General features: G+C 57.7%; 7 protein-coding genes. 3 read left to right on the top strand and 4 right to left on the bottom strand.

The features are described 5' to 3' along the window. Position 1 precedes the first annotated feature (1 nt). The 4 genes from GSQ81_RS07055 to GSQ81_RS07040 all read right to left on the bottom strand — a co-directional run bounded on the left by GSQ81_RS07055 (position 2) and on the right by GSQ81_RS07040 (position 7,557). Complete coding sequence (locus GSQ81_RS07055; protein WP_158910076.1) at positions 2-727, bottom strand: hypothetical protein; 726 nt, start codon at positions 725-727, stop codon at positions 2-4. 93 nt (positions 728-820) lie between these two features. Further along, positions 821-2,035 (bottom strand): hypothetical protein, encoded by a 1,215-nt coding sequence (locus GSQ81_RS07050; protein ID WP_158910075.1) that lies wholly within the window; start codon positions 2,033-2,035, stop codon positions 821-823. A gap of 93 nt (positions 2,036-2,128) precedes the next feature. After that, a complete protein-coding gene (gene treS, locus GSQ81_RS07045; protein ID WP_158910074.1) occupies positions 2,129-5,506 on the bottom strand; it encodes a maltose alpha-D-glucosyltransferase in 3,378 nt (1,125 codons plus the stop codon). After that, the gene (locus tag GSQ81_RS07040) at positions 5,503-7,557 is read right to left on the bottom strand and encodes an alpha-1,4-glucan--maltose-1-phosphate maltosyltransferase (RefSeq protein ID WP_158910073.1); all 2,055 of its coding nucleotides are present in this window, start codon (positions 7,555-7,557) and stop codon (positions 5,503-5,505) included. The genes treS and GSQ81_RS07040 overlap by 4 nt, the downstream gene beginning before the upstream one ends. A gap of 163 nt (positions 7,558-7,720) precedes the next feature. Between GSQ81_RS07040 and GSQ81_RS07035 the strand changes: the two genes are divergently transcribed. The 3 genes from GSQ81_RS07035 (at position 7,721) to treZ (ending at position 14,092) form a co-directional block, all read left to right on the top strand. Continuing rightward, positions 7,721-9,538 carry a glycoside hydrolase family 15 protein gene (locus tag GSQ81_RS07035; protein ID WP_158910072.1) on the top strand — a complete coding sequence of 606 codons (1,818 nt, stop codon included), beginning with the start codon at positions 7,721-7,723 and terminating at the stop codon, positions 9,536-9,538. 101 nt (positions 9,539-9,639) lie between these two features. After that, positions 9,640-12,351, top strand: coding sequence for a malto-oligosyltrehalose synthase (gene treY / locus GSQ81_RS07030; RefSeq protein WP_158910071.1), 2,712 nt, complete (start codon positions 9,640-9,642; stop codon positions 12,349-12,351). Beyond that, positions 12,344-14,092 (top strand): malto-oligosyltrehalose trehalohydrolase, encoded by a 1,749-nt coding sequence (gene treZ, locus GSQ81_RS07025; protein ID WP_158910070.1) that lies wholly within the window; start codon positions 12,344-12,346, stop codon positions 14,090-14,092. The genes treY and treZ overlap by 8 nt, the downstream gene beginning before the upstream one ends. The last annotated feature ends 25 nt before the right edge of the window (positions 14,093-14,117 follow it).

Genomic DNA, 14,117 nt, shown 5'->3' with positions numbered 1-14,117 from the left:
TTTAGAAGTGGCGCAGCGGCTCGGAGCCGGCGGGGGATTCCGTGGCGGCGTTAGGGTCGGTGCGCTCTACATTCTTTTCAAGAGAGCGGCTGACCATCTCGCGTGAGCCGAGGCCCACGGCGAGGGCGAGCGTAAGCACGATGCCGCCGAAAAGGATGCCGAAGGCCAACTCGACGATGGCTCCTCCGATCTCGAGGTGGTCGAGCACCATGGCTGCGGTGAGAACGAGTACGAGCCACTTGATGCCGAGTGAGAGGAAACGCGCGTACTGAAGACGGGCGTTGACGGCGCCGATGAGTACGGATCGCTCCAGGAACCGGGCGATGAGGTTGCCAATGATGAGAAGAACGATGGCGCCGACGGAGTGGGTGAGGTAGGGAAGCAGGAAGGTCGAGATCTGCGATCCGTTGGAAGATGCGTCGAAGGCAGAGATACCGATGATGAACCCGAGGACCACGCAAGCCCAGAAGACGATACGGGCGACGAGTAGCGTGGGGCTGCCGGAAGGGGACCAGTCGGAGAGCGCGTCGGTTGAGTTGCGGGCCATGCGCTCGTCGAATTTGGCAGAGACGAGAATGCGGCGCAGCATTGCAGCGAGAGCTGCGCCAACCAGGGCAAGCACGATGACGGCGACCAGCAGGGCGAGGAGGCCGGGGAGAAAGCTCGCGAGCTTGAAGAGCACACGGTGGGCGGACTGGCTTAGCGCGCTATGAACTTGTTGCCACATGATCTTCTCCTTTGATACCAGCTACCAGATACGAGCTATCAGCTTTTAGCCATTCGCTTCTGGCTGCTTGCTTATTGCTTTGCCGGGACGTCGTCATGGATTGAAGCGGTCGGGCCAGCGCCAGCGGGATACGAGATAGGGCTTGTCGGCCTCGAAGGCGGAGGCGAGGTCCTGAATATGTTTTTCGGGTGGCGTGCCGTTTCCGGTCAGAACGAGATGCGAGGCGACCCAGGCAAGATAAAGCGGCGTGAGCGCGCCGAGCAGGTGGCCGCGGTTGATGGTACGCAGGCGGTAGGCCAGGGCGAAGTCGTAGACGATGCGTGCCCACAGGCCGTCGGGCATGTTGAAGCTATCTGCCGGTGTGACGGAGAGGCGCTTGAGGCCGAGCAGCGAGTTCGGTGGCAGGACGAGCGACCAGATCTCGTGCAGGTTGGCATAAGCGAGATGGAAGGTATCGAGCATGGGCGTGATGTCCGGGCTTTCCGTAAGCCACGCGGAGAGATCGACGGGAAGCCCAGGTTGGGCGCCGCGTGCCCGCTGCCAGAAGGCCGCCCTGGCATCGACTTCGGCGAAGAGCGAGCTGCCGATCTGGGCGAGCAGTGTGTTGAGGTCGGCTGCTGCAGGCTGGGGCAGCACGCGGGAGCCGATGTCGACTTCGGCAATGGCATAGTTCGCGCATGCAGCTTCGATGCATGGCCAGAGGAGGGCATCGCTCTGGTTGCTTGAGATGAACTTTTGCGAAGCTGCGGCAAGGCGCTCCGTCATGCGTAGTGAGAGGCCCAGATCGATGGCCAGAGGATAGCGGGAGCGCACGCAGAAGAGAGCGCGGGTGAGCGGATAGAGGATCGCAGAATTGAACAGACCTTCGCGGGGACCGAGGTTGTAGCGGGCCACGGCGAGGTCCGCGTTCGAGCCCGTGACCGAGGCAGCGAGCGCGCGGATGGCTTCCGGGGTGAGCGATTGACATTCGGCGCCGAGCAGAAGACAGGCGCTGGCCTGGCTCTCCTCTGCTCCCTTGAAGGTGTTCAGATAGTCGGCTGCGGTGAGCACCCAGTTGGTGGTCGAAGTTGCCGCTGGCGTGTAAGGGACAAGATGAATGTTGTCTGGTGTTGCGTGCGGTGTGCCATTCGGTGTGGCTGAAGGAATGGCCACGAGTACGGTTTGCGTAGGAAAGGCTGCGGCGAGGGTCGCCAGCATCGTCTCGAACGACCCGTTGGGCAACGGGGGAAGACTGACGAAGAGGCTGCCTGAGGAAATGGCGGCGGTCTGCTGCGCTGCGGCGTCGATGTGTGTGGGGGTGGAGGCCATCGTGTGTTTTAGGTTTTACCGAATACTCTCTTAGATACGTTCCGGACACTTCGAGGATACTTCAAGCCACTTCAGGCTACGTGGATCGTCAGGTTACGGAATGTTCCCTTCGCGAGGAAGGGCGAGGATGCCTGTGAGTGGGATGCGCACCCATGCGGGCCGGTTATTGAGCTCATAGAGCAACTCATAGAGTGCTTTTTCAAGAAGATATGCGTTGAGCAGAATGTGTGCCTGCGGGGGTTTGGGAATGAGGTTTGGGCTCGCGCTGATGGCCTGGCGGTAGGCGTGGAGAAATTCTGTCGAGACCGTATTCTGCCAGAGTCGCGCCCAGGCTTCGAGGTTGCGGGCGTCGGCTTCGTTGTTGGGCGGACGGCGTTGGGTGAAGGCGCTGAGCCCGGCGTAAGCGGCGTAGCTGAAGGAGCGGAGCATTCCTGCGACATCTTTGAGGGGCGACTGCTTGGCGCGGCGCTCGCTGAGTGGGCGGGCGGGCTCACCTTCGAAGTCGAGGATGACATAGTCACCGCGCGAGCGAAGGACTTGGCCGAGATGGTAGTCGCCATGAATGCGAATGCGCTGGCCGGAGCTTCCGGGAGCTGACGAAGTGATAATGTTGGCGCGGGCGAATAGGTCGATGCGGCGGCTGAGGAGGAGCGCCGCACTGTCGACGGTGGCGTCGTCGGTGAGTTGCGACATGCCGCGCTTGAGGGCATCGAGAGTGCGGACGATCTGAGCGTCGATGCGGGTGGCGTCCGCTTCGAGGTCAGAGGGCGAGAATGGCTCGGGGGAGAATGCGGCGTCTTCGGTCGGGGTGGCGAGAGCGAGGTGCATCTCGGCGGTGCGGCGGCCGAGCAAGGCAGCGGCGTCGAGATAGAGGCCAGCGTGTTCATGAGCAATTTTGTGCGCTTCGGTCTCTGCTTCCCTCTCCGGAGGATTGAGGAAGGCGGGCTGCTTGCCGGTATCGTGGGGCGGGGGAGTGGTAGCGGCGCTCTCGTAGTAGCGGGAGAGCTCGTCGAGCGTCCACTGCCAGCCGTCGCCCTCGTTTTCGACGAGACCTTGCAGCATGGCGACGGTGATGGGCTCGGAGTTCTCCGCGGTGAGGCGAATATCGCCGAGGAAGGGCGCGATGCGGGGAAAGTGTGCGGTCTCGGTGAGGAAGCGACCGATCTCGGTGTCGGGGTTTTCGCCGGGCTGGAGGCGACGGAAGAGCTTCATGATGAGTTTGGCGTCGTAGAGGATGGAAGTATTCGATTGCTCTGCGGAGCCAGTACGTGCGGGTAGGGGGCCGATACCGCGAGCTTCAGAGAAAGCGGTGCTCTTCTGACTCTGAAGAACGCCGTGTTGGGCAGGGATCTCGTTGCTGCTTTCGATCAGGCTAAACAGCGACTGGCGAAGATCTTCGCGGGCTACGGCATCGTGCAGAATTGCGGGACCAGTCGGAGTGGTGAGGGTAGCGATAACGCTGCCGGGGTTGGCGATGCGAATGTTTTCGACCTCTTCGCCAGTGGAGATGGTAAGAGGAAGTTGGTAGATATCTTTCGCTTCGCCTTCGGCTGCATTCTCGTACGTGAGCTCAAGGAAGACGAGGGCCGCGTTGATGTTGGGTAGCTGGACCCAATCGAGAACGCAGACGGTTTTGATGGTGCGGGACTTGGCTCCGAACCAGCGCTGATGCGGCAGATAGGTAGGGAGGATCTGCTGGAGGAGTTCGAGCCCGGTGCCGGTGAGCAGGCCATCGAGAGTTGGGCTGAGAAGCTCCAGCGTGCGCTCGCCCTCTTGGATAGCGATGGGTTCCGGCGCTTCGGCGGCGGCCTGCAGCTCGAGCCAGAGGAACGAGTAGGGCGAGAGTGTGAGCGCGTAAGGTTGCGCGGTAATGGTGGGGAAAGGCACGTAGCCCAGCATCTCTACTGGGACCATATTGGCGAATTGCGAGAGGTCGAGCGAGACCGGCTGGGCGAAGCGGGAGAGGTTGGCCACGCAAAGGACAATTTCTGGTGGTGTGCCGTCATTGCGATCGTAGCGGCGGATGTAGGCGAGTACTTTGCGGTTTTCGGGATTGAGAAATTCGAGTGTGCCGCGACCGAAGACCTGGAAAAGCTTGCGCAGGGCGATCATGTTGCGCATCCAGTGCAGGAGCGAAGACTGATCGCTGAGCTGGGTTTCTACATTGACGGCTTGATAGCCCCAGATGGGGTCCATGATCACGGGAGCGTAGAGCCTGGCGGGGACGGCGCGGGAGAAGCCTGCGTTGCGGTCTGAGGTCCACTGCATGGGAGTGCGGACGCCGTTGCGGTCGCCGAGATAGATGTTGTCGCCCATGCCGATCTCGTCGCCGTAGTAAAGGATGGGTGTGCCGGGGAAGCTGAAGAGCAGCGAGTTGAGCAACTCGATGCGATGACGGTTGTTGTCGAGCAGAGGCGCGAGACGGCGGCGGATGCCTACGTTGATGCGCATCCGCGGATCAGCAGAGTAGGCGAGGTACATGTAGTCGCGCTCATCGTTCGTCACCATCTCGAGGGTCAACTCGTCGTGGTTGCGAAGGAAGAGGCCCCATTGGCAGTTGTCCGGAATGGCTGGGGTCTGCGCCATGATGTCGGTGATGGGGAGACGGTCTTCCTGCCGGAGCGCCATGTAGATGCGTGGCATCAAGGGGAAGTGAAAGGCCATGTGGCATTCGTCGCCATCGCCGAAGTATGGACGTACATCGGCGGGCCACATATTGGCTTCGGCGAGAATGGTGCGGTTTCCGTATTCGGCGTCGATGACGGCACGGATCTCTTTGATCTTGACGTGGGTTTCGGGAACGTTCTCGCAACTGGTGCCGTCACGTTCGACGAGATAGGGGATTGCATCGAGACGGAGAGCGTCGACTCCGAGATCGAGCCAGAAGCGCATGGCGGTGAGGACTTCTTCCATGACGCGTGGGTGGTCGAAGTTGAGATCGGGCTGATGGGAAAAGAAACGGTGCCAGTAGTACTGTTGCGCGACCTCATCCCAGGTCCAGTTCGATTTTTCGGTGTCGGTGAAGATAATGCGGACGCCTTCGAAGAGCCGATCAGTATCGGACCAAACATACATCTCTCGTTCAGGAGAGCCTTTTGGAGCCAGGCGTGCGGCTTGGAACCAGGGATGCTGATCGGAGGTATGGTTGATGACCAGCTCGATCATGACCTGCATGCCGCGTTGGTGGGCGGCGTCGAGAAACTGCTTGAAGTCATCAATAGTGCCGTAGCTGGGATTGACGTCGACGTAGTTGGCGATGTCGTAGCCGTCATCGCGCAGGGGTGAGGGGAAGAAGGGAAGGAGCCATATGCAGGTGACACCGAGGTCCTGCAAGTAATCGAGGCGGGAGAGCAAACCGCCGAAGTCGCCGATGCCGTCGTTGTTGGAGTCGGCGAAGGCGCGGACGTGCAGCTCATAGATGATCGCGTCTTTGTACCAGAGAGGATCGCTGGCGCTGCCGGATTTCTTCACTCGGTTGTCTCCGCCTGTGCAGGTGCTGAGGTGAGTTTAGTACCGTTTCCACTGTTCGGGTCGCGAGTGATGCGAAAGATGTGCGCGGGCAGCACGTCGGGGCGCAGGGCGACGTAGTTGCTGCGACCATGCCATTCGTAATGGATTCCGGTGAGCAGATCTTCTACATCGAACGCCTGACCGTGGCCGATGGCGAGGTGCTTCAGGTCGAGGTCGATCCAACCGGCTTGTTCCTGTGCGGGATCGAGGTTGATCGCGACGAGGATGACGTTGCTCCCTGCAATTTTGCTGTAGCAGAGGATGTGTGGGTTATCGACCGGATGAAAGTGAAGTGAGCCGTCGCTTTGCAGTGCCGGATTCTCGCGCCGGATCTGATTGAGGCGCGTGATGAGCGGCGCGAGAGAGTGGGAGGCGGTGCGGTCCCATTGGCGGATCTCGTACTTTTCGCTGTTGAGATACTCTTCGCCGCCTGGTTTTGCCGGAAGATTCTCCCCTAACTCGAAGGCGGGTCCGTAGATGCCGTAGTTTGAGCCGAGCGTGGCTGCGAGGATGACGCGCTGCATGAAGGCAGGACGGCCACCATTCTGCAGCGTCTCGTGAAGGATGTCGGGCGTGTTGGGCCAGAGGTTCGGACGAAAGAAATCAGTGATGGGTGGCTTGGTGATCTCTTCAAAGTACTGCTGCAACTCAGCGCTGGTGTTACGCCAGGTGAAGTAAGTGTAGGACTGGGTGAACCCTGCCTTGGCGAGCGAGTACATGACATGAGGTCGGGTAAAGGCCTCCGCGAGAAAGATTACGCCGGGATGCTTTTTGTGGATTTCGGCGATGCACCATTCCCAGAACGGCAACGCCTTGGTGTGTGGATTGTCGACGCGGAAAATTTGTACTCCATGCTGAATCCAGTAATCGAAGACATCATGCAGAGCTTGCCAGAGTGCACGCCAATTAGGCGATTCGAAGTTGAGCGGATAAATATCCTGATATTTTTTTGGTGGATTTTCAGCATACTGAATGGAGCCGTCGGGGCGCTTGATGAACCAGTCAGGATGCTCCGTGACCCACGGATGATCGGGAGAACACTGGAAGGCTATGTCGAGCGCGAGTTCCATGCCATGCGTGTTGGCTGCGGCGACGAGGTGCTCGAAGTCGGCAATGGTGCCGAGTTGTTTGTGGATCGCCGTGTGGCCGCCATCTTTTGCGCCGATGGCCCAGGGGCTACCAGGGTCGCCTTTGGATGCGACGACGTTATTGTTGGGGCCTTTGCGGAAAGCATCGCCAATGGGATGGATCGGCGGAAGATAAAGAACGTCGAAGCCCATCGCGGCAATGTCGGGAAGAAGCGCTTCGACATCGGCGAAGGTGCCGTGCCGTGCCGGATCGGCGGAAGTGGAACGAGGAAAGAGTTCGTACCAGGTAGAGAAGCGGGCGCGTTCGCGATCGACCCAGAGAGAGAGCTTCTGATCGTATCGCGTGGCAAGGGTGAGGTCGGGGTATCGATTTACGATGTCGACAAGCTTACCGAGTTCATTGTCGATGGGACTTGCGACCGCGTCGCCCTGATCCGCAATCTGTTGAAGAGATGCCTGCGCCTTTGCAAGTAGCTTGGCATCCGCACCCTTGGCGCGAGTTGCCGCTTCCTCCAGGAGGATTGCTCCTGTGCGGAGTGCCAGAGGAATATTCTGCGAGGCTGAGGACGCGTCTGCGGTGGAGTCATGCTGAGCGGAGAGACGCTTCTGAAGATCGGCGTGCCATGTGCCGAAGTGGTCGACCCAGGCCTCGATGGTGTAGCTCCAGGTTCCAGGTTTATCTACAACGAATGTTGCCGACCATAGATCGTTGGTCAGTGGTGTTATCGCGGTAGAACGCCACGTCCTGTCTTTCTCATGCCGAAACATAAGACGTCCCGCGATATGGTCGTGCCCATCGGCAAAGACTGCTGCAGTTACGGTGACATTATCGCCCAGCGTTCGCTTGGCTGAATAGCGAGCGCAGCCGACTTGTGGTTGAACATCTTCAATAATTACGCGCTTGCGACCCTCAACAGGTTTCATTCAACTCAATTCCAAAAGTTTGTTCATGTTAATGATTCGTTTCGACAAATGATTGGCTCTATGCATCCTACCGTCTACAGGCCGGCCACTGACTAGAGAGATGCGGTTGGGCCATGTGCGGTTGCTGACGATGGGAACGCTACTGTCAAAGAGGGACGAACCAATGGCAGGACGGAAGAAAAAAGAGGGTTTACCGCTGCACGGCGCAAGAATTGAGGACTATTGCCTGATTGGAGACTGCGAGACGGCGGCACTCGTCTCTCGCGAAGGCTCGATTGACTGGTTGTGCTGGCCGATGTTTTCATCGGGCGCATGTTTTGCTGCATTGTTGGGGACGCGGGACCATGGATTCTGGAAGATAGCTCCGGCAGGCAAGATAAAAGCGATTCGTCGGCAGTATAGAGCACACACGCTGGTGGTGGAGACGACGTTCGAGACATCGAAGGGCGAAGTGTGCGTCATCGACTTTATGCCGCCGCGTGACGAGCATTCAAGCATCGTGAGGATTGTGCGAGGCGTGCGCGGCGAAGTGGCGATGCGAATGGAACTTGCGGTTCGCTTCGACTATGGGCGCACAACTCCATGGGTAACCAGCATGAAGGGCGAGTGGCGAGCTGTGGCAGGCCCGGACATGGTTGTGTTGCAGACGAAGGCTCCGCTCTGCGGCAAGGATATGACGACTGTCAGTGAATTCAGCGTAAAGGCGCAGGAGTCAGTGACCTTCACCATGACGTACCTGTCTTCGCTGGCATCTGTTCCGCCGCAGATTCCGGCCGCCAAGGCATTAGCGGAGACACAGAGGCTATGGACGGAGTGGGCGCACCGCAGTCAATACAACGGCCCGTACAAAGAGGCAATCGAACGATCGTTGATTACGCTGAAGGCGTTGTCCTATCGGCCCTCGGGAGGAATTGTCGCGGCGGTGACAACTTCGCTGCCGGAAAAAATAGGCGGCGTCCGCAACTGGGACTACCGTTATTGCTGGCTGCGCGACACGGCCTTTACCTTGATGGTGCTCATGCTGGCAGGGTATGAAGAAGAAGCGATTGCATGGCGAAGGTGGCTGCTGCGCGCGATCGCCGGCGCTCCGGATCAGGTGCAGACGATCTACGGAATATGGGGAGAGCGCCAACTTTTAGAATGGGAGGCGGCTTGGCTTCCTGGCTATGAGAACTCGCAGCCCGTACGCATCGGCAATGCTGCGGTCGATCAATTTCAACTGGATGTATTTGGCGAAGTGGCGGCTGCGCTTGCGCGTACCCCCGAGGCGGAACAGAGCATCCGGGTTCCAGCCACTGCTCTGCAGGCCTCGCTTGTCGATCATCTGTGTGATGTCTGGCGGTTGCCTGACGAAGGAATCTGGGAGACACGAGATGGCCGCAAGCACTTCACCCACTCGAAGGTGATGGCGTGGGTGGCATTGGACCGCGCGATTAAGCATCATGAACAATTTGATGGCGGGGGAGACATCAAACGATGGAGAAAAGTCAGGAAAGAAATTCATGATGAAGTGTGCAACAAGGGCTTCAATAAAAAATTGAATAGCTTCGTGCAGTCTTACGGCTCGAAACAGCTTGATGCATCGTGCCTGCGAATCGTGATGGTTGGATTTCTTCCGCCGGAAGATCCGCGCATTCGCGGAACGGTAGAGGCAATTGAACAACGTCTGATGAAGGGCGGCTTCGTGCAACGGTATGACACGAAGACGAGCGACGACGGATTGCCTGCGGGGGAAGGGGTGTTTCTCGCGTGCAGCTTCTGGATGGTGACCAATCTATGGCTCATCGGACGCAAAGACGAAGCGATCGCTCTTTATGAGCGGCTGCTTAAACTACGCAATGATGTGGGACTGCTATCAGAGGAATATGATCCGGTCGGCAAGCGGCTTGTAGGGAATTTCCCACAGGCTTTGACACATATCGCACTCCTTCACGCGGCCTATGCGATCTCGGGAATGTGGCATCCGGAAGGCAGCAAATAGAGAGTACGTTGCAGGTGAGGTGGTACAACCAAACTCGCCTTGCGAGCCTCTAAAAAGAGACTGCCAAATCTGATCGTAACTGTTTCTTTTGAGGGTAATGTTTGCGTATTCCCGGTTCTACCTATCGTTTGCAACTGCACCAGGGCTTTACGTTCGATGATGCTGCAAGTATTGCGGAGTACCTTCGTGCGCTCGGCGTAACGCATGTGTACTGTTCACCTTATCTTCAGGCCGCGCCCGGCAGCACACACGGATACGATGTCGTCGATCACCAGAAAGTGAACGAAGAGTTGGGTGGGGCGGCGGGTCATAGCCGCTTCTGTGCCAGGCTGAAAGAAGTGGGGCTGGGGCAGGTGCTGGATGTTGTGCCAAACCATATGGCACTCGGCAAGGAAAATCGCTACTGGTGGGATGTGTTGGAGAACGGAACCTCCAGCCGATATACCTCGTTCTTCGATATCGATTGGCAACCGCAGGAAGAGCGTCTGCGCGACAAGGTGCTGGTCCCGGTGCTCTCTGACCAATATGGAAGAGTGTTGCAGGCTGGCGGCATCAAGGTGTCGAGGCGCGGGGGCAGGTTTCTGGTGGAGTGTGCAGGCCAGACGTTTCCCGTGGCTCCAACTTCGCTGCCTGTGATTCTGACGCGCGCTGCCGAATATGCGAAATCGGACACGCTGAGTTTTTTGGCGGCGTCGTTTGGACGGCTGCCGACACCCGAGTATGTCGACCGCAGAACGACACTTGCGCGCCATCGTGACAAGGTTGTGCTGTTCACTTTGCTGGATCGCCTGTGCGGGGAAGAGCCAGAAGGGTGCAATGCAATCGATCGCTCTATCGCAGAGTTGAATGAGCATCTTGATGCATTGGACGATTTTCTCAATCAGCAGAACTACCGGCTTTCTTACTGGAAGACAGCAGATCAGCAGCTTGGATATCGCCGTTTTTTCGATGTGAATTCGCTGATTGGGTTACGTGTCGAGCGCGAGCATGTGTTTGAAGAGGTTCACGCGCTCGTTCTAGATTGGATAGAGCGCGGCATTCTGGACGGAGTGAGAATCGATCATCCGGATGGCTTGCGGGACCCGTTGGAGTATCTGCAACGCTTACGCGAACGCGCTCCCGATGCGTGGATCGTGGGCGAAAAAATTCTTGAGCACGGAGAGTTTCTGCGCGAGAGTTGGCCCATCGAAGGCACGACTGGCTATGACTTTCTGAATGTTGCCGCCGGTGTGCTGGTGTCACCGCAAGGCATGGAAGAGTTGAGCAAGGTCTATGAAGCTTTTCTGGGCCGTGATTTTGCAGGGGAGCTTACAGATTTTCCAGCGATGGCGCATAACAAAAAAGTCAGCGTCACCCAGGAGGGCCTGGGCAGCGACGTGAATCGCCTGACCAGCATGTTCGTCGAGATATGCGAAGCCAATCGCAACCAGCGGGATTACACGCGGGCCGAGATACGACGGGCCATTCGGGAGATTGCGGCCTGCTTTGCAATCTATCGCACCTATGTGGTGCCGGTACGCGATGAGATCACGGATGAAGACAGGGCGTACATCTCTCATGCGGCGGAGTATGCGAAGCAGGAGCGGCAGGACATCGATGGCGGCCTCTTCGATTTTCTTCGCGAGGTGCTGACCATGAAAGTGACTGGCAAGCAGGAGAGCGAATTCCTGCTGCGGTTTCAACAATTCACTGGTCCGGTGATGGCGAAAGGCGTGGAAGACACTGCCTTGTACTGTTACAACCGCTTGTCCGCGATGAATGAAGTCGGCGGCGATCCGGGGAGCAACGGTTTGAGCGTCGCGGAGTTTCATGCTTATTGCGAAAAGATGCAGGCAACACACCCGCTAACGATGACGACGCTCTCCACCCACGATACGAAGCGCAGTGAAGATGTACGGGCGAGAATTGAAGTGCTGTCGGAGATGCCTTCGAGGTTCAGTGCGGCAATCCACCGCTGGGTCCGGATGAATAATGGGTTCCGCACGGCGGGAGCCGGCACAAACGCAATGCCCGATCGTAATACGGAGTACTTGTACTATCAGACTCTGATCGGGGCATGGCCGTTGTCGATTGAGCGCGCGCAGGCCTATATGTTGAAGGCGACGCGTGAGGCGAAGCAACAGACGGCATGGACTGCCAACAATAAAGAGTTTGAAGACGCGCTGGCCAGATTTATTGCCGGAACTCTATCGAGCGCGCCGTTCTTGCGAGATTTGGAACAGTTTGTCGATAAGGTAAAAGACGCGGGTCGCGTGAACTCGCTGGCACAGACGTTGATGAAATACACTGCGCCCGGAGTGCCGGATACATATCAAGGAACAGAGATCTGGGATTTGAGCCTTGTCGATCCGGACAACCGTCGACCAGTGGACTACCAGCAGCGTATTGCCTTAATGAAAGACCTGAGGAAACTGCATGGGGACAATATTGCGGCCCAGGTGATGGCTCGCTCTGAGGAAGGTCTGCCCAAGATGTGGGTCATTCATCATGCGTTGCAGTTGCGGCGCGAAAGGCCGGAATGGTTTGGCGCGGACGCAGCCTATACTCCGTTACTCGTAGATGGGCCGAAGAGCGAGCACGCCATTGCCTATCTTCGTGGCGATTCGCTCGCTATTGTGGTGCCGAGGTTGACAGTGAAGCTGGCTGGAGCGTGGAGAGAGGCGAGCATCATGCTGCCGAAGGGCAGATGGTTAAATCTTCTGACCAAGCTGGAGATAGATGGAGGAAAAGTCGCCATCAAAAATTTGCTGAATGGCTTTCCAGTTGCGCTGCTTGTACGCAAGGACGACAGCAAGGAGCAGAGCCATGTATAAATTTACCGTGTGGGCGCCGGGTGCTAAGAAGATGGCAGTCAAGATCGGCGATGCTCTGCACCCCATGAGTGGACCGGATGATACGGGATGGTGGAATGCATCGATAGATGCAGCGAACAACAGTACGGACTACAGTTTCGTGCTGGATGACGATGCGACCCCTTACCCTGATCCGCGCGGATTGTGGCAGCCGCATGGAGTTCATGGGCCGTCGCGTGTCTACGATCATGATGCTTTTGCGTGGAACGATAGCCGCTGGCAGGGGCCGCCACTCTCGGGCGCCGTCATCTACGAGATGCATGTGGGAACGTTCACCGCCGCAGGAACATTCGCCGCGGCGATTGAACGGCTCAACTATCTTTTTGAGCTGGGAATTACGCACATCGAGTTGATGCCGGTCGTTGAGTTTCCCGGTAAGTTTGGCTGGGGCTATGACGGTGTCGCATTATTTGCTGTCAAAGATCTTTACGGCGGCCCGGACGGACTAAAGAGATTCGTCGATGCATGTCACTCGCGCGGCCTTGCGGTCCTGATGGATGTGGTCTACAACCACTTTGGTCCGGTGGGAAACTACACGACGAAGTTTGGGCCATATCTGACGCACCGGCACAATACCCCGTGGGGCGATGCGGTCAACTTTGAAGAGGCAGGTGCGGACGAGGTGCGGCGGTTCTTCTGCGACAACGCGCTGATGTGGATGCGCGACTATCACGTAGACGGTCTGCGGCTGGATGCGGTGCACGAGTTTGTGGATCGATCGGCGATTCATTTTATGGAACAGCTATCGGCGGAGGTCGAGATCTTGTCTTCGACGCTTGAGCGGAAGCTGGTGCTGATTGCAGAGAGCGACCTGAACGATCCGAAGATGGTAACGCCGCGCGAAGCGGGTGGCTACGGCATGGACGCGCAATGGAGCGACGACTTTCACCATGCGCTGTTTACCATCCTCAACATTGAAGTAGAAGGCAAAGGCTACTACGTCGATTTTGGATCGTTTGAGCGCTTGGCAAAAGCTTTGACGGCGGTATTTGTCTACGATGGTGTTTACTCCCAGTATCGGCGGCATACGCACGGCCGTCCCGTGCATGGACTGTCTGCGCATCACTTCATTGGATTCATTCAGAACCATGACCAGGTGGGAAATCGCGCGACGGGCGACCGCTTGGAGCACATCGTCGGCATGGAGCGCGCAAAGGTTGCCATTGGGATTGTTCTGATGTCGCCTTTTGTTCCTCTGATCTTTCAAGGAGACGAGTTTGCGGCTTCTTCGCCATTTCAGTACTTTGCTGATCACGATGAGCCTGCGATGGTTGCAGCCGTGCGAGAGGGAAGGAAGCGCGAGTTCGCGGCATTCGGATGGAACCCGGATGAGATTCCCAACCCGGACGAGGCAGATACCTTTCAACGATCGAAGCTGAATTGGGACGAGATTCACGAGGAGAATCACGGAGAGATGCTGAACTGGTTTCGGCAACTCATCCAGCTGCGGCGTCATACCTCTTGCCTCAATGACGGAGACCTGAATCACCTCAAGGTCAAGTTTGACGAGGATAAGCGCTGGCTAACGATGGACCGTGGCCAGGTACGAGTCTTGTGCAATCTGGGCAAGGAGTCCGTCGAGTTTGAGAATTGCGGCGGATTTTCTCTGTCGCTGGGTTCTCGAAATGATATCGGGATTACCAATGGCAAGGTGCTTCTGCCGCCCGACAGCGTTGCCATCCTCTCCGCAAAAGAAGGCTAAAGCCTATCAACGATGGGTCTTCGCA

The sequence above is a fragment of the Granulicella sp. L56 genome (genome assembly GCF_009765835.1).
Lineage (GTDB): Bacteria > Acidobacteriota > Terriglobia > Terriglobales > Acidobacteriaceae > Edaphobacter.
The sequence above is the reverse complement of the archived record's forward strand: the minus strand, read 5'-3'. Positions and strand labels throughout refer to the sequence as shown.